Origin of the sequence: Parabacteroides sp. ASF519 (genome assembly GCF_000364265.2) — a bacterium.
GTDB lineage: Bacteria > Bacteroidota > Bacteroidia > Bacteroidales > Tannerellaceae > Parabacteroides > Parabacteroides goldsteinii.
Window position 1 is genome coordinate 2,688,017 of sequence record NZ_AQFV02000006.1, and the last position, 23,099, is coordinate 2,711,115.

General features: G+C 44.6%; 18 protein-coding genes and 1 tRNA gene. 12 read left to right on the forward strand and 7 right to left on the reverse strand.

Annotated features, from left to right (window positions below):
- Positions 1–11: 11 nt before the first annotated feature.
- Positions 12–371, reverse strand: coding sequence for a ribosome silencing factor (gene rsfS, locus C825_RS10465; RefSeq protein ID WP_007658988.1), 360 nt, complete (start codon positions 369–371; stop codon positions 12–14).
- Between the two features lie 224 nt (positions 372–595).
- Here rsfS and C825_RS10470 point away from each other — a divergent pair.
- Positions 596–666: transfer RNA gene (locus tag C825_RS10470), tRNA-Gln, on the forward strand.
- A 45-nt stretch (positions 667–711) separates the two neighbouring features.
- Here the strand turns inward: C825_RS10470 and C825_RS10475 are convergent.
- Entirely contained in the window at positions 712–1,620 is a 909-nt protein-coding gene (locus C825_RS10475) for a helicase associated domain-containing protein (RefSeq protein ID WP_010802421.1), read from the reverse strand.
- A 354-nt stretch (positions 1,621–1,974) separates the two neighbouring features.
- Here C825_RS10475 and C825_RS10480 point away from each other — a divergent pair, with 354 nt between their 5' ends.
- Complete coding sequence (locus tag C825_RS10480) at positions 1,975–2,301, forward strand: D-Ala-D-Ala carboxypeptidase family metallohydrolase (RefSeq protein WP_010802422.1); 327 nt, start codon at positions 1,975–1,977, stop codon at positions 2,299–2,301.
- 73 nt (positions 2,302–2,374) lie between these two features.
- On the opposite strand, the gene C825_RS10485 is transcribed toward C825_RS10480, so the two are convergent.
- The gene (locus C825_RS10485; RefSeq protein ID WP_007658983.1) at positions 2,375–3,868 is read right to left on the reverse strand and encodes an IMP dehydrogenase; all 1,494 of its coding nucleotides are present in this window, start codon (positions 3,866–3,868) and stop codon (positions 2,375–2,377) included.
- 178 nt (positions 3,869–4,046) lie between these two features.
- On the opposite strand from C825_RS10485, the gene C825_RS10490 reads away from it, so the two are divergent.
- On the forward strand, positions 4,047–4,754 hold the full coding sequence (locus tag C825_RS10490; RefSeq protein ID WP_010802423.1) for a pirin family protein: 708 nt from the start codon (positions 4,047–4,049) through the stop codon (positions 4,752–4,754).
- Positions 4,755–4,836: 82 nt separating this feature from the next.
- Here the strand turns inward: C825_RS10490 and C825_RS10495 are convergent, their stop codons facing one another.
- Entirely contained in the window at positions 4,837–6,123 is a 1,287-nt protein-coding gene (locus C825_RS10495) for a M64 family metallopeptidase (protein ID WP_010802424.1), read from the reverse strand.
- Between the two features lie 376 nt (positions 6,124–6,499).
- On the opposite strand from C825_RS10495, the gene C825_RS10500 reads away from it, so the two are divergent.
- Positions 6,500–8,353, forward strand: coding sequence for a PAS domain-containing sensor histidine kinase (locus tag C825_RS10500; protein WP_007658978.1), 1,854 nt, complete (start codon positions 6,500–6,502; stop codon positions 8,351–8,353).
- Here C825_RS10500 and C825_RS10505 read toward each other — a convergent pair.
- Positions 8,337–12,281: a hybrid sensor histidine kinase/response regulator transcription factor gene (locus tag C825_RS10505; RefSeq protein ID WP_010802425.1), complete on the reverse strand. Its 3,945-nt coding sequence runs from the start codon at positions 12,279–12,281 to the stop codon at positions 8,337–8,339. The two genes, C825_RS10500 and C825_RS10505, sit on opposite strands and share 17 nt — an antisense overlap.
- Positions 12,282–12,460: 179 nt before the next feature.
- Here C825_RS10505 and C825_RS10510 point away from each other — a divergent pair, with 179 nt between their 5' ends.
- The 8 genes from C825_RS10510 to C825_RS10545 all read left to right on the forward strand — a co-directional run bounded on the left by C825_RS10510 (position 12,461) and on the right by C825_RS10545 (position 20,930).
- A complete protein-coding gene (locus C825_RS10510; protein ID WP_007658976.1) occupies positions 12,461–14,272 on the forward strand; it encodes a glycoside hydrolase family 2 protein in 1,812 nt (603 codons plus the stop codon).
- Between the two features lie 130 nt (positions 14,273–14,402).
- A complete protein-coding gene (locus tag C825_RS10515; protein WP_007658975.1) occupies positions 14,403–15,002 on the forward strand; it encodes a DUF4290 domain-containing protein in 600 nt (199 codons plus the stop codon).
- Positions 14,999–16,303, forward strand: coding sequence for a UDP-N-acetylglucosamine 1-carboxyvinyltransferase (murA, locus tag C825_RS10520; protein WP_010802426.1), 1,305 nt, complete (start codon positions 14,999–15,001; stop codon positions 16,301–16,303). Before C825_RS10515 ends, murA begins: the two co-directional genes overlap by 4 nt.
- Before the next feature lie 11 nt (positions 16,304–16,314).
- Positions 16,315–16,836, forward strand: coding sequence for a ribosome maturation factor RimM (gene rimM / locus C825_RS10525; protein WP_010802427.1), 522 nt, complete (start codon positions 16,315–16,317; stop codon positions 16,834–16,836).
- 71 nt (positions 16,837–16,907) lie between these two features.
- A complete protein-coding gene (locus tag C825_RS10530) occupies positions 16,908–17,780 on the forward strand; it encodes a M23 family metallopeptidase (protein WP_007658971.1) in 873 nt (290 codons plus the stop codon).
- 4 nt (positions 17,781–17,784) lie between these two features.
- Entirely contained in the window at positions 17,785–18,951 is a 1,167-nt protein-coding gene (locus C825_RS10535; protein WP_010802428.1) for a 1-deoxy-D-xylulose-5-phosphate reductoisomerase, read from the forward strand.
- Between the two features lie 55 nt (positions 18,952–19,006).
- Positions 19,007–20,338 (forward strand): RIP metalloprotease RseP, encoded by a 1,332-nt coding sequence (rseP, locus tag C825_RS10540; protein ID WP_007658960.1) that lies wholly within the window; start codon positions 19,007–19,009, stop codon positions 20,336–20,338.
- Positions 20,339–20,537: 199 nt separating this feature from the next.
- Positions 20,538–20,930, forward strand: coding sequence for an HU family DNA-binding protein (locus C825_RS10545; RefSeq protein ID WP_007658958.1), 393 nt, complete (start codon positions 20,538–20,540; stop codon positions 20,928–20,930).
- Positions 20,931–21,021: 91 nt separating this feature from the next.
- Here C825_RS10545 and C825_RS10550 read toward each other — a convergent pair whose 3' ends face one another.
- Together C825_RS10550 and ald are read right to left on the reverse strand one after the other, a co-directional pair.
- A complete protein-coding gene (locus C825_RS10550) occupies positions 21,022–21,741 on the reverse strand; it encodes a tetratricopeptide repeat protein (protein WP_007658956.1) in 720 nt (239 codons plus the stop codon).
- A gap of 165 nt (positions 21,742–21,906) precedes the next feature.
- Complete coding sequence (ald, locus tag C825_RS10555) at positions 21,907–23,013, reverse strand: alanine dehydrogenase (protein WP_010802429.1); 1,107 nt, start codon at positions 23,011–23,013, stop codon at positions 21,907–21,909.
- Positions 23,014–23,099 lie beyond the last annotated feature (86 nt).

Sequence of the window (23,099 nt, forward strand, 5' to 3'; positions counted from 1 at the left end):
ATTAATCCGGCTTAATCGAGATTCGGGATCTGGGTGACTTTAGAGTCAGACCATAGGGTCTCCAGATTATAAAACTCGCGTTGCTCCGGCAAGAATATGTGTACAAGAACCGTGCCATAATCCATCCCTATCCATTGGGCACTCTGGTTGCCATCAATAGACAAAGGTTTCTCGCCCGCTTTTTTGCGCGCGAAATCCCACACGGAATCAGAAAGTGCTGATACCTGAGTAGGAGTGTTCCCTTCGCATATGACCATATATTGGCATACGGCTCCGGATAGTTGGGTTAAATCTACGGTTACAATATTTTTGCCTTTTTTCTCTTGTAGGCCTTCAACAATTGTGTTTACTAATTCTTTTGTTTGATCCATTTATTTTTTATTGAATAATTTTCGAAGTTGCAAATATACTTCTTAATTTATTATCTGCATGCTTTCTCTATTTAATATATGTATAAACCCTGTAAATTCAAAACAGGAGAAAAAGAAAAATGTTTATTTTGATGAAATTTTTTCTCGAAATATTTGCAAGAATAAAAAATGTCCGTATCTTTGCACCCGTAATCGAGAAACATACTACTCGAGACAATAAAAATTGTTCTATGGTGTAATGGTAACACGTCAGATTCTGGTCCTGAAATTCCAGGTTCGAGCCCTGGTAGAACAACAAAAAAGGTTTGAAATTCAATTTCAAACCTTTTTTTATTTCTCCTTATTCATTTTCTTTTCCCCATCTGAAGCCGATGCGATCCAGTAGTTGGATGCGTTCGCTGCTGAGTTTACCTCTTCTTCTCAGATAGCCCATTCGCATCCACCAGGAGTAAAGGGATTCTTCTTTTTCACTCTCGGTCCCAGTCCTTGAGCGAGGGTACCGCTTTTCGTTTGTTATGAATTCGCTGAACTCATGGTATCTTTCGATCCATATCTTTTCGAGCCGTTCCGGCGAACGTCCGTTACTTGACTGGCTGTCGGACCAGTCAAAACCCAGGTCGGTCAGCTTTTTGATTTGCCTGGGGGTTAGCGTGACGCTTGTATCCTTGCCATTTTTGTAAGCTCTCATTTTGCTGCACCATTTCGCCAGTCGTGATTCCTCCTGGTCTCTGGTGTGGGCAGGCCACCGGCCGGTGTTGTTGTAGTAATCCCTGACCAGATTGAACGATTCCTTCCAGCTTCTCCTTTTGTTGTACGTATACCAGTTGAATCCTATGTCATCCAGCAATTTGATGCGTTCTTTATTCTGTTTGGTCTTAGGTGTGTTTTTTCGAGTGATTTTTTGGGTTGCACACCAATTGGACAATTTGATCTCTAACGGGTCTGAAGCACTGCTGGAAGGCCAGCGCTGTTCTTTTTCCAAAAAGATTTTCAGGTTATTATAATTATTCTGCCACTGTTCCGTCTTTTTCCGGATCTTGTCTGCGTCGATTCTGTCGATTAATCTAATCTGTTTTCCTATAAGTTTTTCCGGAGAATGATTTTTAAGGAATCTGCATCTGCTAATCCATTGGCCCAAACTTCGTTCTTTTGCCTCTTTCGCCGTAGGCACAGGCCATTTGTTATGTTTATCGTAAAAGACAATAATAGCACGCAAGATGCCGTTTCTTTTTTTCTTTCTTTTATTCATATACTTACTACTCTGGATCTTCTTTGTCTGTTATGTATGCTCAAAGATATTCAAATATTTGATTTTTAGTCATATCATTTTGACAGAATGTTATTTTATCCCTGTTTTCTATGCTTTTTTACAGGAATATTCACTTCTGTTTTCAAAATACCAGAATCTCGTGAAGATAAATGAATACAAAGCGCTTGTATTTTATCCGTTATGATGTTGTTTTGATTCGCATTATATTTTGTCAACCAGCATCAAAAAGGCTTTCTTTTAGTTCTTATTTTTAGTCTGATTTCTACTTTTCATCCTTTTAGGGAGATTGTTAAAAAAATCATCCGTATGATTTCATAAATCCATCCGCACAGTATGCACAAAACTTCTGCCCGTTGTGCCCTTTGTGAATTGGTAAAATGCCTTCTCCAGCCGCTCCGTATTGCTTACAACAAACCGATTGTAGTCACCAGCGGTTATCGTAGTCCGGAAGTAAATCGCCTGGCGGGTGGTGTCCGTTCCAGCCAGCATGTGAAAGGGGAGGCGGCAGATTGTTATGTCCCTGATATTTATTTCCTGTTGGATACTCTTAAAAAGAGCGGCCTGCCCTTCGACCAGGCTATTCTCTACCGAAAGAAGCATTTCCTGCATTTATCATACCGGGTGAATGGAAAGCAGAGACGTCAGGTATTATATAGATGAATAAAAATCCCCCAATCGCAAAAAAATATTTGTGAGTTTTGCAATTGGGGGATATTCACTATATCAGAAATGATTAATTCTGTTCTTTCAGGATCACATCGTGTGCACCACCTTCTACGATACTTGTTGAAGAGACCAGTGTGATCTTGGCATTTTTCTGTAAATCAGGAATTGTGATGGCTCCACAGCTACACATAGTAGCTTTGATTTTACCTAATGTCAGATTGAGGTTGTCTTTCATTTTTCCGGCATAAGGCACGTAGCTGTCTACTCCTTCTTCAAACTTCAGTGAAGCTGTGCCTCCCATATCGTAACGTTGCCAGTTCTGGGCGCGGTTTGAACCTTCACCCCAGTATTCTTTTACGAAATTATTGCCGATGCGCAGTTTCTTTGTAGGAGACTCGTCGAAACGGGCAAAATAACGTCCCATCATCAGGAAGTCGGCACCCATTGCCAGGGCAAGTACCATATGGTAGTCATGTACCAGGCCGCCGTCGCTACAGATAGGAACATAAATACCGGTCTGTTCTTTATATTCGTCACGCGCCTGGGCGACATCGATCAGGGCAGTAGCCTGTCCGCGTCCGATACCTTTCTGTTCACGGGTAATACAGATAGAACCGCCACCGATACCTACTTTGATGAAATCGGCTCCGGCTTTTACCAGATATAAGAAACCTTCTCTGTCTACCACGTTTCCGGCACCAACCTTAACTTTATCGCCATATTCTTTTTTGATCCATTGCAATGTTTCGCATTGCCATTCGGAGTAACCGTCGGAAGAGTCGATACATAATACATCTACACCGGCTTCAACCAATGCGGGAACACGCTCCATATAGTCGCGGGTATTGATACCGGCACCAACCAGCAACTTTTTATCTGCACCGGAAAGTTCGTTCGGGTTTTCGCGGTGGTTGTCATAATCCTTGCGGAATACGAAATAAGCCAGATTCTGGTCTTTGTCTATGATAGGAAGTGTATTCAGTTTATGATCCCAGATGATCTGGTTAGCTTCTTTCAACGAGATGCCGACTTCGCCGACGATCAGTTTGGAGAAGGGAGTCATAAACTCTTTTACTTTTGTGGAAAGATCGTCTTTTTCGGCACGATAGTCGCGGCTGGTAACTAATCCGAGCAGTTTACCGTTAGGAGTTCCGTCGTCGGTAATACCGATTGTGGAATGTTCTGTCTGATTAACCAGGTCGATAACGTCGGCCAACGTGTTTTCGGGAGTCAGGTTAGAGTCGCTGGTGACAAAACCTGCTTTGAACTTTTTCACTCTTCTGACCATCTCTGCCTGGCTGGCGATTGGCTGTGAACCGAAAATGAATGAAAGACCACCGTTACGGGCCAGTTCGATAGCCAGCTCAGGACCGGATACCGATTGCATGATTGCCGAAACAAACGGGATATTTAATTCAATAGGAGACTTCTCGCCGACATTGTGTTTGACAAGTGATGTTTTCAGTGAAACGTTTGTGGGCACACATTGTTTGGTGGTCAAACCGGGAATAAGCAGGTATTCTCCGAAGGTTCTAGATACATCGTTTAAGTAAACTGCCATATGATTAATATTTACAGGATGAATTTTTGTGCAAAAGTACTGAATTCTGTTCAGATATGTTTTCATTTAGGTGCATTTTTCATACTAATTAAAGGACTATTGTCTGAGGAAGGGAGGTATCGGAACTTTTTCAGCGGATGGAATGTTATATATGTGAATTAAAGAGGAGGAATATTTTATGAAAATGGTAGTAGATAAGGCGAACTCTCGTGGATATGCAAATCATGGTTGGCTTAAAACATATCATACATTTAGTTTTGCAAATTATTACAATCCCAAAAGGGTACATTTCGGGATGTTGCGTGTGTTGAACGATGATACGGTTGCTCCGAGCGAAGGCTTTGACACACATCCGCATAAGAATATGGAAGTGATATCCATACCGCTGAATGGCTATCTGCGTCATGGCGACAGTATACAGAACAGTGAAACCATTACCCCGGGTGATATCCAGGTGATGAGTGCCGGTACAGGTATTTTCCACAGTGAATTCAATGACAGTGCCGAACAGCAGCTTGAATTTTTGCAGATATGGGTTTTCCCTCGTGAGGAAAATACGAAACCGAAGTATAATAATTATGATGTACGTTCTTTACTGAAGAAGAATGAGTTGTCGTTGATCCTTTCGCCTGACGGTGAAACACCGGCTGCGATCAATCAGGATGCCTGGTTCTCGATAGGTGAACTGGATGCGGGACAGATCAAGGAGTATAAACTTCATAAGAAGAGTACAGGCGTTTATCTTTTCGTTATCGAAGGAGAAGTGGAAGTGAATAACACAGTGCTTTCCAAACGGGATGGTGCCGGTTTTTATGAAACAGACAGTATTACGATAGAAGTGCTGAAAGATTCCCGGATCTTATTGATGGAAGTTCCGATGAATTGATAGTATCTGATCTTTTGGGTGAATATGAATCTGAAATAGTCTGAAGGAGGTATGTCAGGAATGGCACACCTCCTTCTATTTTTTAGTAGTCCCTGTCAGACAGGAAATCGATCATCCGCAGGATGGCCCGACTACAGGCGGGACAGAAGGGGGCATAATCACGCATCATACAATGGTCCATCGGGCGATAGATACCTTTGGATATGTAACCGCCTCCTTCAAATACACCGGGTTTGTCTTTATGCGCATCGTCCAATGGGGTGGGTACCGGAGTTTGGGCAGGCAAAAGGTCTTTCCATTTGTTGTCGAAATCGACCAATGTGGTGATATTGGGCTCCCAGGGTTCGTATTTCAGATTGTAGAAATCCTGATAGGCGACTTCAGAAGAAAAATACTCGTCGGCCAGTCCGGCAAAGCTGTGTCCGAATTCGTGAACGAAAACATGCTGTGTCCGCTCATTATCAGCTGTCCCCATGGCGTAGAAGTTGTACATGCCGCCCCCTCCGTAGGTGTCGGTGTTGACCAACAGGAATATAGCATCGCAGGGAACATTCCAGACTGCGTCGCGGATGGATTTCATATCCGGTGTTGTCAGGTAACGGTCTACGCCGAACGTATAATATCCTGAATTTAATGCGGTGTTCTTATAGATGCCTTTTCCGGAGATGTCTGTTCCGCGGTCTTCCGAAATCAGGTTAACGGCCCATACATTAAAATTTTCCCGTTGTGTTGTGTACGGAGGTGTCTGGAACAACGATTCCGTGAATTTTTTAGCATCGGCAACGAATTTTTCCTGATCGTCAGCCGTATATCCTTCTGCAATAAAAACCAGGTCGACCTTCTCACTGGAGTCTCCCTTGTATTGGATTTGTGTGACTTTGTTGTCCTTGAGTTTTCCGCGATCGATAAAAATGCTGGCCGGGTCGATATCCATTTTCAACAGGGGATGGAATTGCATGTCCGCCTTGTCGCGGGCTGTGATCTCAACTGTTACGGTTGCTTTCGGATAGGGAACCGAGATGCTGTTTGTCCATGCCTGTGTTTCAGTTTTGGCTTGTTCTGTGCTGCGCCACTCTTCAAAAAGCGTATTGAATCCGCGCGAATAGATTAGTTCGTTATTTGATTTGTCGTATATGTTGACGTAGTAACCTCCGTAATAGAATTTGTCAATCAGGTTTTTTACCGGGCCTCCCCATACGGGTTCTTCCCGCAACTGTTGGATAGCGGCTGCCTGAAATTGGGAATTGCCACTTAAAGCAAAGTCGATCCGTAAACTTTTTTTGGTGAAGTGTTTGTCAAAGTCACTTTGCGCCAGGCAAGCAAGGCTGCAAAGGCATGTTATCAGAAGCAAGGAAATTTTTGTTTTCATCTTTTGGTGTTTTATTCGGTGTGATTTATACGCGCAAATGTAATATAAATAATTAATCCCAGGAAAAAATCCCGGGATTAACCCTCTCTTAGTTATGTCGGGACTTTCTTGTGCCATCTCTCTTGGCAAATCCCTTATCGCCTTTTTCCTTTTGACTAATTATATCCCTATATTTTATAACATTACCATGATCATGTAACAAAGTTCGTTTATTCGTTTTACCTTGCCAAACTTATCTGATGGATAATATTTATGAGCTGATAGACTTTGTTTATAACAGGTGGTATTTTGTTTTTAATAAATTATTTTGGTTTAATATAGTCTTTGATTTATAAAGTTTGTTTTTCTTTGTAGATTGATTCAAATCTAAATTGTGATGGGAAACTCATTAGTCGAACAGCAGCTGATAACAAATTTCTTTGTTTATTATCCTAAGGGAGGTGCCTTATATGATAGTGATGGTTTGTTGATTGCTTTAAATAAGGCAATGTGTGAAAAGTTTGCTATAACAGATTTATCAGACTTCCTTTTGAGTAATTTGTTTGAAACGACTTTTCTTTCAGATATGCAAAAGACTTATTTGCGGAATGGGAGTGTGGTCAGCGATAACCTGCCGGTCGGGTTTTCTATTATTCCCGGATTTAGTGAGGATGGAAAGATCATAGGTTACACCTTATTGCTGACCGATCCGAGTCCCAAAGAATGGGATGTTACGATGTATGACCAGAAGATGCGGGAGTTGACCGATATTTCAGAGAAGGTCGCAGAAGCTGTTCCCGACACCATCTTGTTGGTAAATGACAAACTCATTGTAGAGCGGATCATCGCCTATGCTGCCGAAACCTGCATTACCCCCGAAGCTGCCAATCGACGGATTGACGATTTACCCGGTTTTATCTATCCAGATGAAACAAAGAGGAATATGGCGAAAGTTGTACAGAAATGTCTGGATACATCGGAAGTTATTAATCTGGATATGTCGATACCCGGTCATAATGCTCCTATTGTCTATTTTAAGATACGGATGGTACCGTTGCATCATAAATATGTGGTGATTTATATCCGTAACGTCTCCGAAGAAGTGGAACGGGAAAAGGAGAACAAAACATTGAGCGGTAAATTGTCAGAGAGCCGGACCATGATGGAACTGGCTTTGAAGAATAGCCATATCACGACTTATTCATTTAACTTTCACCGTTTCCAGACTTGCGACAAGGAACATTGTAACCATTGTTTCCAGTTTTACGGAGCCAACAATTACCTGTTGGAAAGGAACAAATACATCTGCCGGGCCTTGTCTAATCTGCGTCACCCGGATGACAGGGAAGACTTTTTCTTGTTATTCAATGAGATAAGGAATAAAAAGCTGCCTGAGTTTGCCGTTAATTTCCGTTTGAAAAACGATGAGGGCGAATATCGGAGCTATGAGGTAATAGGGAAGGCTCTGGAGTATAATGATGACGGTCAGGTTAATCTTATTGTGGGATGTATGGTCGATAATCAGAAATATATAGAATATGAGCAAACTCTGATAGATGCAAAGGAGAAGGCAGAGAATGCCGATCAGCTGAAATCAGCCTTTCTGGCAAATATGACACATGAAATCCGTACCCCGCTGAATGCTATAGTCGGCTTTTCGGACCTGTTATCTATAGAGACGGACCCGGACCTGAGAGAAACGTACATAAGCCTTATAAAATCGAACAATGAGTTGTTGCTGCGACTGATAAACGATGTGCTGGATATTTCAAAGATAGAATCAGGCATGGTGTTTTTCGCTTATACGGACGTGTATCTGCCTTCTGCTATGCGGGATATGTACAATATCATGCAACTCAGGATGCCGGAAAATGTGGAATTGATTCTGGATCCGTGTCCTGATATTATGATCCGGACGGATAATAATAGAATGGTACAGATTCTTAGTAATTTACTGACGAATGCTATAAAGCATACTTCTTGCGGCTCTATCCGTTTTGGGTATACCTTGGAAGGGGATCATGTTCATTTTTATGTATCAGATACCGGCAAAGGTATTCCGGAGAAGGAGCTGGATCATATTTTCGGTCGTTTTGTACAACTGAAAGGGGCTTATAACGGTATAGGTCTGGGATTGGCTATCAGTAAAGGACTGGTGAATAAGATGGGTGGCGAAATTTCCGTTTCATCCAAAGTCGGGGAAGGATCTACTTTCCGTTTCACATTGCCTTTGGCTAACATTCTTTCATAAACTCCGTCGGTGTTTTTCCGTACTGTTTCTGGAAGCAGGTGGAGAAATAGGCCGGAGAGGAGAAACCTGTCCGGAATGCAATTTCGTTGATTCGGTTTTCCCCGTTTTTCATTAGCAGGACTGCTTGTTTCAGCCGTGCGATCTTGATGAATTCGACCGGAGATAAACCTGACAGACCTTTTACTTTCCTGTATAGGCTGGAGGTACTCATGCCCATTTCTGTTGCCAGCATTTCAACGTTCAGCGCATCGTTGGTGATATGTTCTTCCAGGTATGCGTTGAGTTTCCGGAGGAAAAGATCATCGACTGTAGAAACGGCCAGGCTGGTTGCCGGCGTGGAAGGTGTTTCCTTGTATGTTCTGGTCAGTACTTCCCGGCTTTTCAGCAGGTTTGCGACCTGGGCAACAAGCAACTCTATCGAAAACGGCTTTTCCATATAAGCATCGGCTCCGTTGTTCAGTCCTTTTAACCGGGATTGCAGATTATGCTGGGCTGTCAGCAGGATAAAAGGAATATGGCTGTAATTGACATCATTCTTTACTACGTTGCATAGTTCGAAACCATCCATAACAGGCATCATGACATCGCTGAGGATCAGGCTTACCGGCTGGTCTTTCAGGATACAGATTGCCTCTTTTCCGTTGGCGGTTTCCCGGATGCGGTATGTTTCTGCCAGTTCTCTGGCGATAAATCGCCGCATATCTTCCTGGTCTTCTACGATCAGGATCATAGGCTTATCATCATTCTGATCGTCGTTGCTTTCCGTAATGGCGTCTTCCGTATTCTTTCCGGTTGTCAGCAGGTAGCAGTCTTCCTGTTCTTTGGGCAGAGTCAGGATAAACCGGTTCATTCCTTCCGGAGTCTGTGTGTAGTTCAGGGAACCTTTATGAAATTCGGCTAACGAACGTGCCAGGGAGAGGCCGATACCGCTTCCCTGCTGGTGTTCTGTCTCTTTCAGGCGGTAGAAAGGAGTGAAGATGTTTTCTATTTCGCTGTCAGGGATCAGCATGCCGTCGTTGGTAACGGATATGATAAATTCTTTCCCGTCTTCCTGCCTTTGTAATTGCAGAGAGATATATTTGTCCGAGTATTTTATAGCGTTGGTCAGCAAGTTGTTCATGATCTTGGAAAAAGCCTCCCGGTCGATGAAGGCATAGAATGATTCGTCGGGAATATCACAGGTGAATCTTTTATTCTCCTGTTCTATGACTGGCAGGAACGGTTGCAGAATAGTATGGAGCCAGAGCGTTACGTCTGTGTGTACATAATTCAGTCTGAATCCTCGGCTTTCCGTTTTCCGGAAATCGAGCAACTGGTTACTCAGGTTCAATAACTGCTGTGTGTTTTTCTCTATGATTTGCAGGTTCTCCCTGGTAGACGGATTGCCGTCTTTCGATTTGATGATTTTTTCCAAAGGAGCCTTGATAAGGGTAAGCGGGGTACGTATCTCATGGGTGATAAAGGTGAAGAACTGTATTTTTGCATCATATAGTTCTTTTTCTTTTTTGCTTTCAAACAAGTCCTGGTTTATACGGTGTTTTTCCTCCAGTTTGGCCTTTTTATAATTGTAGAAGAGGACTATGCAAATACAAATAATCACGATATAGACAAAAAATGCCCATCCGGTAGCCCAGAAGGGAGGCGTGATAATGATTTGTAACGATTGTTCGTTGTCCTGCCACAAGCCGCTGCTGTTGGTTGATTTCACTTTGAATGTGTATTCACCCGGGGAAAGATTGGCAAAAGTTACATTTTTATTCTGGTCCATATAGTTCCAGTCTTTATCCACCCCTTCCAGCTTGTACGCATACCGGATGGCATCCGGAGAGGTATAGCTGAGGGCTACATACGACAGAGTAAATGTGGAGGCATTATAGGGCAACTTTAAAACTTTCGTGTCTTCGATGGAGGAAGTAGGAAGGTTATATTTGTTTTCTTCATTGTCCGGGAGATTGATCCCGGTGATATACATGGGAGGCATAAATGTGTCTTCTTTGAATTGGGACGGGTTGAATGACAGCATTCCGTTGATGGTTCCCATATAGATTGTCCCGTCGGGTGCCTGATAGGAAGAGCTGTAGTTGAATTGTGTTTCATGCAGCCCGTCGGTATACGTATAAGTCCGCATTGCATAGGTCTCCGGATTGAATCTGACCAGGCCGTTTGCCGTAGATAACCAGAAATTATGTGAATCGTCTTCAACGATCCGGTAAACGATATTGCTGGGCAGTCCGTTGTCAGTGGTGATCCGGTTAAAAGACTGTGCCTCTTCGTTGAAAAGGGAGAGGCCGCTTACTGTGGTAACCCAAATCCGGCCTTTTGAATCTTCGAATACGGAGGTCGTATTGTTATTGCCGATGCTTTCGGATTTATTACTGCCGGACCGGTATTGCTCTACTTTGTTTTCTTTGCGGAGGTAATGGTAAATACCATTGGAGGTTGCTACCCATATATCGCCCCGGCTGTCCTGGTATATCTGCCTGATAAGAGCGTAAATATTATTCCAGGGACTGAAACTTTCCGTTTGTTTATTGTAAATCATTAAGCCGTTGGAGGTACCCACCAGCAACTCATTTTCGCGTGTCTTATAGAAGCAGAGGATAAAATTACTGTTGAGGTTTGTTTGGCTGTTTTCCCGTGAATAATGTTTGATGATCTTGCCGGAGGGGATGTCCAGCACATCGATCCCTTTGTTGAATGTCCCGACCCATAGCTGGTTTTCGACAGCCAGTAACCCGTGAATGTTGGTAGCCGATAGCGGATGGCCGGGATTATTGTATGAATAATTGGTGATCTCTCCGGTCCGGGGATTGTAGCTGTTGATCCCGTTATCCTCTGTTCCCAGCCATAGGTTGCCGTAGCGGTCGGGCGTGATTTCGCGGATTGCGTTTCCGAGTAGCTGGGGATGTGTTTTGCCTCCGATAAAATAACTGAATCGGGTATACTCCTTTGGCAGGTAACTGATCCCTCCGAAAAAAGAGCCGGCCCATACACCTCCCTCACGGTCTTTGGTGAGCGAATAAACGGCGTTGTCGGCAATGGCGTATTCGTTTGTCAGAGATTTTCGTAGGTTTGTAATTGTTTGGTCCTGTGTGTTGTAAATGTAGATGCCAGATTCCGATGCAATCCAGTAGATGGTAGTATTGTATGGGATGATGGCACGGACCTGTATTTCCGGGATTATTGTCACGACACGCTGGGCCTGATATTTGTAAAGCAGAAGTCCGGCCTGGTTGGTGCCGCCCAGAATACCCAGGCCGGGAATCTGGCATACCGCTTGCAGGGCGATCTGGTTACTGATCTGCGTTTCATTCAGGAATGGGATCTTCTGAAAGTTATCTGTCTCGACCTTGTAGGTATATAGAGATTGCCTGTCAGAAAAAAGAGGTTTCCCGTCATTTGTCAGGGTAATAATAGCCGGATGGAAAAATTCTTCTGCCGGATAAGTTCGTGAACTGCTGTCTGCCGGATTATAGCGGACAATCCGGTTATAGTCGATAAACCAGAGATTCCGGTCTTTGTCTTCCGTACCGGCAAAAAATGATTCGGACTCATTTTGTCCGGACGATAACCGGAACGGATGGAATGTATCCGTCCTGTAATCGTAGTAACAAGTTCCTCTGGCTGTAAAAATCCATATCTTTTCGTCGGAACTTTCAAAAAGGTTGACGATACAATCGTTGGGCAGGCTGTTCGGGTTGTATGAATTGTGCCTGTATATTTTAAATGTATGTCCGTCGAAACGGTTCAATCCGTCTTCGGTACCAAACCACATGAATCCCCGCTGGTCCTGTAGGGAGCAATAAACCGTGTTATGCGATAATCCCTGCTTATTGTTGTAATGTCTGAAATGCGGATCGTTGGCATATCCGGGCAGGCAGAGCAACAATATAAATAAACAGGCGGCCAGCAGCGGTATTTTCTTCATATCGATTGATAATAGTGTTTCTCGAAGGCAAAGCTAATAAATAAATAAGAAAAATAAGCCAATTATGGTTGTTCTGAATGATATTTGAAAGCATATGCCCGAAAATTGAAAGTCCTTTTGCCTGGAAAGCAGTTCTTTTGCACTAAAAATAACGAATGGTAACTTTAATATCCGAGAACATGAAGAAAGCAGTATTGGTATGTTGTGCTTTGGCACTTACTGTATGTGCGCAGGCTCAGTGGAAGCCGGCAGGTGATAAGATCAAAACAAAATGGGCGGAACAGATCAACCCCCAAAACGTATTACCCGAATATCCCCGTCCGCAACTGGAACGTACGGACTGGGTAAATCTGAACGGTGAATGGGAATATGCCATTAAACCGAAAGGGGAGGTGGAACCAAACTCCTTTGACGGGAATATCCTGGTTCCCTTTGCGGTGGAATCTTCCTTGTCCGGTGTTCAGAAAGAAGTAGGAGAAAATAATGAATTGTGGTATAAGCGTTCATTCGCTGTTCCTGCGAACTGGAAGAATAAAGATGTGGTACTTAATTTCGGTGCTGTAGATTGGAAAGCAGATGTGTTTGTCAATGACATTCTGATAGGCTCTCATCAGGGTGGTTTTACTCCTTTTTCATTTAATATCACTCCTTATCTGACCGGAAAAAGTAATCAGAAACTGGTTGTACGTGTGTGGGATCCGAGCGATAGAGGCTATCAGCCACGTGGAAAACAGACCTCTAATCCGGAAGGCATCTGGTATACCCCTGTTACCGGAATCTGGCAGACTGTGTGGTTGGAGCCGGTAGCCACCAATCATATTACTTCGGTAAAGTCGATCCCCAATATTGATAACGGGACGATGAATGTAACGGTAGGTACTTCGCAGCCTTGCAATACGGCTGTTGTCGAAGTCAAGTTGCTGGATAAAGGGCAGGTTGTTGCTTCGGCAAAAGGCGTCCAGGGAAAAGAACTTCGCCTGGCTGTGCAAAACCCGACTCTTTGGGATACTTCCAATCCGTATCTGTATGATATGAAAGTATCGTTGACGAAAGATGGAAAAGTAGTGGATGACGTGAAATCATATACGGCTTTCCGTAAAATATCATCCAAAAGGGATGCGAACGGGATTATGCGTATGCAGTTGAATAATAAAAACCTCTTCCAGTATGGTCCGCTGGATCAGGGCTGGTGGCCGGACGGATTATATACGGCTCCGACGGATGAGGCTTTGCTGTATGATATCGTTAAAACAAAAGATTGGGGTTTCAATATGATCCGTAAGCATGTGAAAGTGGAACCGGCCCGTTGGTATTATCATTGCGATAAGGAGGGTATCCTGGTTTGGCAGGATATGCCGAGCGGTGATATGGGTAATCAGTGGGCACCTCATACTTATAATGGTGGAACGGATAAAGAACGTTCTTCCGCATCGATTGCAAACTACTATCAGGAATGGAAAGAAATTATGGACTTATGTGTATCCCATCCGTCCGTTGTCGTATGGGTTCCTTTCAATGAGGCATGGGGACAGTTTGATACGGAAAAAGTGGCTGAATGGACAAAGAACTATGACCCTTCCCGCCTGGTAAATCCGGCCAGCGGAGGAAACCACCGGGCTTGCGGCGACATTCTCGACCTGCATAATTATCCGGGACCGAGCATGTTCCTGTTTGACCCGCAACGGGTAACTGTGCTGGGTGAGTACGGCGGAATCGGTCTGCCATTGGAAAACCATTTGTGGTGGAATAAACGCAACTGGGGATATGTCCAGTTCAAGAACAGCGACGAAGTAACTGCCGAATATGTAAAATATGCCAACGAACTGAAAGAGATGGTTGACCGTGGTTTCTCCGCTGCCGTTTACACTCAAACGACAGATGTGGAAGGCGAAGTGAATGGCCTGATGACATACGACCGTAAAGAAATCAAGATAAACGAAGCCGCCGTGAAGAAAGCCAACCAGGCGGTGATTAACCAATTGTCAAAGTAGATTTATTCTATACCAAGTAAGAAAATTTACATTGTTGAAATAGTTGTCCCTATACCTTTTTTGCAGGTATAGGGACTTCTTGTGTAAATCAATTAAAATAAGTACATTTGCCGGATAAATGAATATGATAATGAAATATAATACAGAAGAAAAGAAATTGGTTATGCCCGAATACGGACGCAATATCCAGAACATGGTTGATTATTGCGTTGCAATAGAGGACAGAGAAGAACGTAAACGTTGTGCCAATACGATAATCAACATCATGGGAAATATGTTTCCCCACCTGCGTGATGTAAACGATTTCAAACACATTTTGTGGGATCACCTGGCTATCATGGCAGATTTCAAGCTGGATATCGACTATCCTTACGAAATCGTGAAGAAGGAAAATTTATATGCCCGTCCTCCCCGTATCCCTTACAATAACAACCGTATCCGCTACCGCCATTACGGAAAGACATTGGAACTGATGATCCGTAAAGCAACGGAACTGGAAGCGGGAGTGGAGAAAGACCAGCTAATCAAACTGCTGGCTACCCAGATGAAGAAATCTTTCCTTACCTGGAATAAAGAGTCGGTCGACGACCGTAAGATATTCAAAGACCTTGACGAACTGTCAAGCGGAAAGATCGTTTTGGATGAAGAAGTTCATAAATTAGCAGAAAGCCGCGATATTCTGGCCCGGAATAATACTAACAAAAAGAATTATCCCCGTAAAAGCCGATGAGTTCGTTTGTTATAGAAGGTGGTTATAAATTATCCGGCGAGATCACTCCGCAAGGAGCCAAGAACGAGGCGCTGGAAGTGATCTGTGCCGTATTATTGACTTCGGAGAAAGTAACGATCCACAATGTCCCCGATATCCTGGACGTGAATAATCTTATCCAGCTATTTCGTGATATGCAGGTGAAAGTGGAACATCCTGCTGCCGACACCTATACCTTTCAGGCAGATGCCATCGACCTGGATTATCTGAATACGGAAGACTTCCTGCGTAAAAGCGGGTCGTTGCGCGGTTCGGTGATGATCGTCGGTCCGCTGGTAGCCCGTTTCGGAAAGGCTTTGATCCCGAAACCGGGAGGCGACAAGATCGGACGCCGCCGCCTGGATACGCACTTTGTCGGTATCCAGAAGTTGGGTGCTTGTTTCAGCTATGATGCCGAACGCCAACTGTATGAAATCGAAGCCAAACGTTTGAAAGGTGCTTATATGCTCCTGGATGAGGCTTCAGTGACCGGTACCGCCAATATCCTGATGGCAGCCGTGTTGGCCGAGGGGACAACTATCATTTATAACGCAGCCTGCGAACCCTATTTGCAGCAATTATCGTCCATGCTCAACCAGATGGGTGCCCGCATATCGGGGGTAGGTTCTAATCTGCTCACCATCGAAGGTGTCGAGTCCCTGGGAGGAACTACTCATACCATTTTGCCGGATATGATCGAAGTCGGCAGCTTTATCGGTATGGCAGCCATGACCGCATCGGACATCACCATAAAAAATACCGGATATGACAAGCTGGGAATTATCCCTGAGTCGTTCCGCCGCTTAGGTATCACTGTCGAACAGATAGGTGATGATATCCATATTCCTACACATGATTCTTACGAAATAGATACCTTTATCGACGGTTCTATCATGACGATAGCCGATGCTCCCTGGCCGGGACTTACGCCTGACCTGCTGAGTGTCTTCCTGGTGGTTGCCACCCAGGCTGTCGGTAGTGTGCTGATCCATCAGAAGATGTTCGAAAGCCGCCTGTTCTTTGTGGATAAGCTGATCGACATGGGGGCGCAGATCATCCTTTGCGACCCGCACCGAGCTACGGTGATCGGTTTGGGTAACCGTTTCAAACTACGCGGTTCCAATATGGTATCTCCGGATATCCGTGCCGGTATCGCCCTGCTGATTGCGGCAATGAGTGCCGAAGGAACCAGCCATATCCATAACATCGACCAGATCGACCGTGGATATCAGAATATCGATAAACGTTTGAATAACATAGGAGCCCGTATTACCCGGCTCTGACATTCCCTGTTATGATAAGAAAAGAAGAAGTTTTTAAGATCGGGCAGTTTGCCAAACCTCACGGGATAAAGGGAGAAATCTCGCTGGTGACCAATTGCGACCTGTTTGATGATGTCGAAGACCCTTGTATCATCTGTGAAATGGATGGCATCCTGGTACCTTTTTTTATAGAGGAATACCGTTACAAGACCGATACTGTCATGCTGGTGAAGCTGGAGAATGTAGACGACGAGAAAGCTGCTCGCGAGTTTACGAACCGTGAAGTCTTTTTCCTGCTGGAAGATGCAGATGAGGAAGATTTGGTGGGCGACATGTCATGGGACAGCTTTATCGGATACACTGTGATCGACGAGCGTCACGGGGAACTGGGCAAGATCACCGACGTGGATGAAACGACGATCAATGTTCTTTTGCAGATCGACCATCACGGCAATGAACTGCTGCTTCCGGCTGTCGAAGAGTTGATAACGGCTGCGGATCATGAAAACAAAACACTGCGGGTATCCGTTCCCGAAGGTCTGCTTGATTTATAATAACGTTAATTAGAGTAAACAATGCCCGTGTAGATACGGTTTTTGTTACTTTTGCGTTTTAACATAAAAACATGGCACGAAAACAACGAAAGAACAATAAGAAATCATTCTGGCACCGGATAAGGTTTAAGTACAAGCTGTCTTTTTTCAATGAAACGACGCTCGAAGAAGTATGGTCTTTCCGTTTGTCGCAATTGACGGCATTTCTTACCCTTGCTTTGTTTGCTTTCATGCTGATCGCTTTCACTGCGCTGATTATCATTAAAACACCGATACGAAATTATTTGCCGGGTTATCTGGACGTGGAAATACGTAAGGAGATCGTGCAGAATGCATTGCGTGCCGATTCGCTGGAGCGGATGATCTCTATCCAGTCGCTTTACCTGGAAAATGTAGCCGGTATCTTGTCCGGTACGATCGAACTCGATTCTATCCGTCAGATAGATTCCCTGGCCCATGTGGATGCCAATTATGAGATTCCCCGCAGCAAATCGGAAGAGAAATTTGTAAAGAGTTTTGAGGAAGAAGAAAAGTATAACCTGACAGTGCTGAATCCGAATCCGGTTCCTACCGACGGTATCTTTTTTTATAAGCCGGTAAACGGTGTGGTCTCTTCGCATTACGAGGCGGATGCCCGTCATTTCGGGGTAGACCTGGTGGCAGCTCCGAAAGAAAGCGTACTGGCAACTCTGGACGGAACGGTGGTATTCACCGGCTTTGATCCCAATTTCGGAAATGTGATCCAGTTGCAACACAAAAACGGATTCCTGTCCGTTTATAAACATAATGAATTATTGCTGAAAGAGATTGGCGACCACGTCGTTGCCGGCGAAGCGATCGCTTTGGTGGGAAACACGGGGAAACTGTCTACCGGTCCGCATCTCCATTTCGAGTTGTGGTATAAAGGTATTCCGGTCAATCCTGAAGAATATATAGCTTTTTAAATCGATGAAAAGAAGTTTAGCCATATTAGGTTCTACCGGTTCAATCGGGACACAGGCTTTGGAGGTGATCAGCGAACATGCCGATCTGTTTGAAGTATATGCTCTGACCGCTAACAACCAGGTAGATTTACTGATTAACCAGGCACGAAAATATATGCCCGAAGTGGTCGTTATTGCCAACGAACAGAAATATCCCGAACTGAAAGAGGCTTTGGAAGATCTGCCGATCAAGGTGTGGGCCGGTTCGGACGCTATCGCCCAGGTGGTACAGTCGGAGCCAATCGACATGGTACTGACTGCCATGGTCGGATATTCCGGCCTGAAACCGACGATTGCCGCTATCAAGGCAGGCAAAGCCATAGCGTTGGCAAATAAGGAAACATTGGTGGTAGCCGGCGAACTGATTACCTCGCTTGCCACGGAACATAAAGTGCCGGTATTGCCGGTCGATTCTGAACATTCCGCCATTTTCCAGTGTTTAGCGGGAGAATGGGAGAATCAGGTGGAAAAGATCCTGCTTACCGCATCCGGTGGTCCGTTCCGCACGAAGACGATGGAGGAACTGGCAGTGGTCACCAAGGCACAGGCGTTGAAGCATCCGAACTGGAGCATGGGAGCAAAGATAACGATCGATTCGGCTTCTATGATGAATAAAGGCTTTGAGATGATCGAAGCGAAATGGCTGTTCGGCGTAACGCCTGAACAGATACAGATCGTAGTGCATCCGCAGTCGGTCATTCATTCGATGGTTCAGTTTGAAGACGGTGCTGTGATGGCCCAGTTGGGTATCCCGGATATGAAATTGCCTATCAGTTATGCGTTTTCTTATCCGAAGCGCCTGACGAGTAAGGCTCCCCGGTTGGATTTTAACCTCTATTCCACGTTGACGTTCGAGGAACCCGATATGACGCGTTTCCGTAACCTGGCTTTTGCGTTCGATGCCATCCGTACGGGAGGAAATATGCCGTGTATCCTGAATGCTGCCAACGAAGTGGTGGTGGCTGCTTTCCTGCGCGACGAAATAGGTTTCCTTCAAATGAGTGATGTGATTGAAAAGACGATGGCGACCTCTTCTTTTATCGCAACGCCTACTTATGAGGATTATGTGGCGACAGATGCCGAGGCACGGAGGGTAGCGGCTTCGGTCATGAATACGATAGCCGGAAAATAGACCGGGGAAGGTTATATGAGTAAAAAGAAATAAATTAATACAGACAAACAAATAGATGGAGACATTTTTAATTAGAGCGTTACAGCTCATCCTGAGCTTATCGATATTGGTCCTTGTACATGAGTTCGGACATTTTATCTTTGCCCGTATTTTTAAGGTACGGGTAGAGAAGTTTTATCTTTTCTTCGATCCTTGGTTCTCATTGTTCAAATTCAAGCCGAAGAACAGCGAAACGGAATATGGTATCGGCTGGTTGCCTTTAGGCGGCTATTGCAAGATATCCGGTATGATCGACGAAAGTATGGACAAGGAAGCGATGGCACAGCCTGCCAAACCGTATGAGTTCCGTTCCAAGCCGGCCGGTCAGCGTTTGATGATCATGATCGCAGGGGTTTTGTTTAACTTCCTGTTGGCGTTGTTTATTTATTCGATGGTGCTTTATACCTGGGGCGAAACTTATTTGCCTCTGAAAAATATGAAGCATGGCATGTATTACAGCGAGGCATTTCAGGAGGTAGGTTTCCGCGACGGTGATATCCTGTTGAAGGCCAACAATGAGGAATTGGATCGCCTGGATCAGTCCAGCTTCCGTAAGGTTGTGGAAGCAAGTAATGTAACAGTCTTGCGTGATGGTGTGGAAACGGTTATTCCTATACCGGAGGATATGATGCAGCGTTTTATGCGTGAAGGAAAAGGATTTGCCAGTCCGGATCGTGTACCGATGGTTGTAAAGAAACTTTCTGAGAAAGATTCGCCTGCTGCTACTGCCGGTTTGCAACCGGGAGACAGTATTGTCTCGATTAACGGCCAGGCAACCCCTCTGTTTGAAGATGTGGCTAAAATGCTGGATCAGAATAAAGGAAAGGATATTACACTTGGATTTTACCGTGGCGGAATGGAACAGTCGGTCGTTATCCAACCGGATACGGCGGGTAAGATCGGTGTTTATCTGATGAGTAAAACGGATTTATACCCGACGGTAACCCGTACTTACGGCTTTTTCGAATCGTTTCCTGCCGGTGTCAGACTGGGTATCAATACCTTGAAAGGCTATGTGAACGACATGAAGTATGTATTCACTAAGGAAGGCGCTTCGAGTTTGGGCGGCTTTGGTACGATCGGCAGCATTTTCCCGACAGTTTGGGATTGGCAGGTGTTCTGGATGCAGACAGCCTTCCTGTCAATCATCCTGGCCTTTATGAATATATTGCCTATTCCGGCATTGGATGGTGGCCATGTGATGTTCCTCTTGTATGAGGTAATTGCCCGTCGCAAGCCGAGCGACAAGTTCCTCGAATATGCCCAGATAACCGGTATGTTCCTGCTTTTCGCTTTGCTGATCTACGCAAACGGTAATGATATATTCCGCTTCTTCTTCAAGTCCTGAAGTAGACCGGAGGTTTTTTGAGCACGTGTTATCCGAATAGATAAAATTCGGGTGACATGTGCTTTTTATTTATACTTGTTTGTATTATATTTGCGGAAAGATGAGGAATCATCCCCGATGATTCATACAATCAATGGGAATGATTTATATAATCATCCGGGATGATTCTTTGCCGATTCACAGATAAGGAGGAATGAATATGGCATTTTACAAGAAACAAAAGTTAGGAAAAAAATGGTATCCGCGGGCAGTGACGGGAAAGAGCCCGTTTACGACAGACGATGTAGCAGCTCGTTTGTCAAAGATTTCCACTGTGAGCCGTGGGGATACGTATGCCGTATTGGCAAATCTGGGTGATGTGTTGGCCGATATGTTGAGCACAGGGCAGTCGGTACGCTTGATGGGGATTGGAACTTTCTATCTGACCTGCCAGTCCGTCGGGCAGGGGGTGGATATGCCTGAAGAGGTATCACCTCGGCAAATTACAGCCGTTAAGGTGGGGTTTATTCCTGAATACAAGCGTGGTCATAAAGGGCAGATTACCGAACAGACCTTGATTGCAGAGGATTTGGAATGGATTTGTTTGGAGTAAATCGAACGGAGATTATAAAATAAGGCACGGATTATGATGTGTATCCGTGCCTTGTTTTGTTGTATAACCGAATGTGTGGATTCAGGGGATGTTATTTAGCCAATGTTTCGTTGATGGAATCAAGGATTTTCTTGGCGTTAGCGTTCGCTGCGTTAAGAGCTACTGCCTGTTCCATATATTCTTTTGCCTTTTTCATCTGAACGTCTGCCTTATCTTTTTCAGCTTCATATTTAGCCGGGTCGGTAGCAGCAGCCAAAATCTTGGCTCCTTCGTTGTAATACATGGCTCCTAAGCTATACAAAGCATTTTCTTTGTATTTGGGATTGCTTACGATCAGCACGTCTTTGTATAATTCTTCAGCATCAGCAATCTTTCCGCTTTTTTGTACAGCCTGACCTTGTTTCATGCAATATACATAAAGCAGTTTTTCCAGATCTGCATCACCCGGTTTAGCTTTCAGGCCGGCTTCAACGGTTGCTGTAAATTCGGCAGCTTTATTCAGGTTACGCAATGCCATTGCTTTACCTGTATAAGCGTCATCAATGTTTTTGTTCTTTTGAATAGCCAGATCGTAATACTTTACAGCATCTTCATACTTTTTTGCCTGGAAAGCGGCAAATGCACAGTTGAAAACACGGTCTGCATCTTCATTGTTTGTTTGTTTCAGGAACCCGTCATACTTTGTAAAAGCTTCTGCATAGTTCTTTGCTTTCAAGGCAGCATCACCTTCATCACGCAGTTTATCAGCGTCTTGTGCAAATACGTTTCCAATACTCAGGCAAAAAGCCAATAACAAAACAATTTTCTTCATGGTTGTTAAACGATTTAATTTTTATTATTAGTTGCGCTAAGGTAGTAACCTCAATAAAAGTATCAAAGCGATTTTACATTTTTTTGTAATTATAAAGGAAAGAGAGGGAGTAATTGATTTATCAAAGTTGGATGAAACCAGTGTCATCTGCGTGCTATCTGTAGATTATAATACCGCCGGATAACAAGGTAATCCGAATGCTTCGGCAACAGCGGGATAGACAATCTGTCCCTCAATGATGTTCAATCCGGGATAGAGTGTCTTATCTTCTTTGCAGGCTTCTTTCCAACCTTTGTCTGCCAGTTCCAGCACGTAGGGGAGGGTAGCATTGGTCAATGCCAGCGTGGAAGTCTGGGGCACGGCACCCGGGATATTGGCTACGCAATAATGTACGATACCGTCGACTGTGTAAACGGGATCGGCATGGGTTGTCGGATGTGAAGTTTCGAAACAACCGCCCTGGTCGATCGCTACGTCTACCAATACACTGCCGGGTTTCATTAGTCCCAGCATCTCTTTTGTGATCAGATGAGGTGCCTTGGCTCCGGGAATCAGGACGGCACCGATCACCAGGTCGGTCGCCGGAAGTTCCGTTTCGATGTTATGCGTAGAAGAATATAAAGTCCTGACATTGGCGGGCATGATCTCTTCCAGATGGCGCAGGCGTGGAAGTGAGATATCGGCTATTGTCACGTCGGCACCCATTCCGGCAGCCATCAGCGCGGCATTGTAGCCAACTATACCACCACCGAGTACCAGTACGCGGGCAGGTTTCACTCCCGGCACGCCACCCAACAGGATGCCTTTGCCTCCCTGGGGTTTCTCTAGGAAACGTGCGCCTTCCTGTATCGACATGCGTCCGGCGACTTCGCTCATAGGGATTAATAAAGGAAGTGTACCGTCCGGATTTTCTACCGTTTCGTAGGCCAGGCAGACGGAGCCGCTGTCCATCATGGCAAGCGTCAGCTTTTCGTCCGAGGCAAAATGAAAATAAGTAAAGACCAGTTGTCCTTTCCGTACTAAAGGATATTCTACGGCAATCGGCTCTTTTACTTTCACGATCATTTCAGCAGTCTGGTAGACGTCGTTGATCGACGGGAGAATCTTTGCTCCGACTGTCTCATAGGCTGAATCTGGAAAACCGCTGTTCTCACCCGCAGTATGCTGCACATATACGGTGTGTCCTCTTTTTACCAACTCTTTTGCTCCGGCAGGCGTAAGCGCTACCCGGTTCTCATTGTTCTTGATTTCTTTAGGAATTCCGATGATCATAATGTTAGTCTTTAATAGTTATTATGCTGCAATGTACAGAAAAATATGACATTATGTTATAGATAATCAACTTTTTGTCGCGTAAA

Excerpts from the sequence above, each read along its gene's own strand:
- C825_RS10515 (WP_007658975.1), top strand. The coding sequence starts at position 14,403 with ATGAAATATAATACAGAAGAAAAGAAATTGGTTATGCCCGAATACGGA.
- C825_RS10505 (WP_010802425.1), bottom strand. The coding sequence starts at position 12,281 with ATGAAGAAAATACCGCTGCTGGCCGCCTGTTTATTTATATTGTTGCTC.
- C825_RS10485 (WP_007658983.1), bottom strand. The coding sequence starts at position 3,868 with ATGGCAGTTTACTTAAACGATGTATCTAGAACCTTCGGAGAATACCTG.
- C825_RS10510 (WP_007658976.1), top strand. The coding sequence starts at position 12,461 with ATGAAGAAAGCAGTATTGGTATGTTGTGCTTTGGCACTTACTGTATGT.
- C825_RS10475 (WP_010802421.1), bottom strand. The coding sequence starts at position 1,620 with ATGAATAAAAGAAAGAAAAAAAGAAACGGCATCTTGCGTGCTATTATT.
- rimM (WP_010802427.1), top strand. The coding sequence starts at position 16,315 with ATGATAAGAAAAGAAGAAGTTTTTAAGATCGGGCAGTTTGCCAAACCT.
- C825_RS10545 (WP_007658958.1), top strand. The coding sequence starts at position 20,538 with ATGGCATTTTACAAGAAACAAAAGTTAGGAAAAAAATGGTATCCGCGG.
- C825_RS10500 (WP_007658978.1), top strand. The coding sequence starts at position 6,500 with ATGGGAAACTCATTAGTCGAACAGCAGCTGATAACAAATTTCTTTGTT.
- C825_RS10530 (WP_007658971.1), top strand. The coding sequence starts at position 16,908 with ATGGCACGAAAACAACGAAAGAACAATAAGAAATCATTCTGGCACCGG.
- rseP (WP_007658960.1), top strand. The coding sequence starts at position 19,007 with ATGGAGACATTTTTAATTAGAGCGTTACAGCTCATCCTGAGCTTATCG.
- C825_RS10490 (WP_010802423.1), top strand. The coding sequence starts at position 4,047 with ATGAAAATGGTAGTAGATAAGGCGAACTCTCGTGGATATGCAAATCAT.
- rsfS (WP_007658988.1), bottom strand. The coding sequence starts at position 371 with ATGGATCAAACAAAAGAATTAGTAAACACAATTGTTGAAGGCCTACAA.
- C825_RS10535 (WP_010802428.1), top strand. The coding sequence starts at position 17,785 with ATGAAAAGAAGTTTAGCCATATTAGGTTCTACCGGTTCAATCGGGACA.
- C825_RS10480 (WP_010802422.1), top strand. The coding sequence starts at position 1,975 with ATGCACAAAACTTCTGCCCGTTGTGCCCTTTGTGAATTGGTAAAATGC.
- C825_RS10550 (WP_007658956.1), bottom strand. The coding sequence starts at position 21,741 with ATGAAGAAAATTGTTTTGTTATTGGCTTTTTGCCTGAGTATTGGAAAC.
- C825_RS10495 (WP_010802424.1), bottom strand. The coding sequence starts at position 6,123 with ATGAAAACAAAAATTTCCTTGCTTCTGATAACATGCCTTTGCAGCCTT.
- murA (WP_010802426.1), top strand. The coding sequence starts at position 14,999 with ATGAGTTCGTTTGTTATAGAAGGTGGTTATAAATTATCCGGCGAGATC.
- ald (WP_010802429.1), bottom strand. The coding sequence starts at position 23,013 with ATGATCATCGGAATTCCTAAAGAAATCAAGAACAATGAGAACCGGGTA.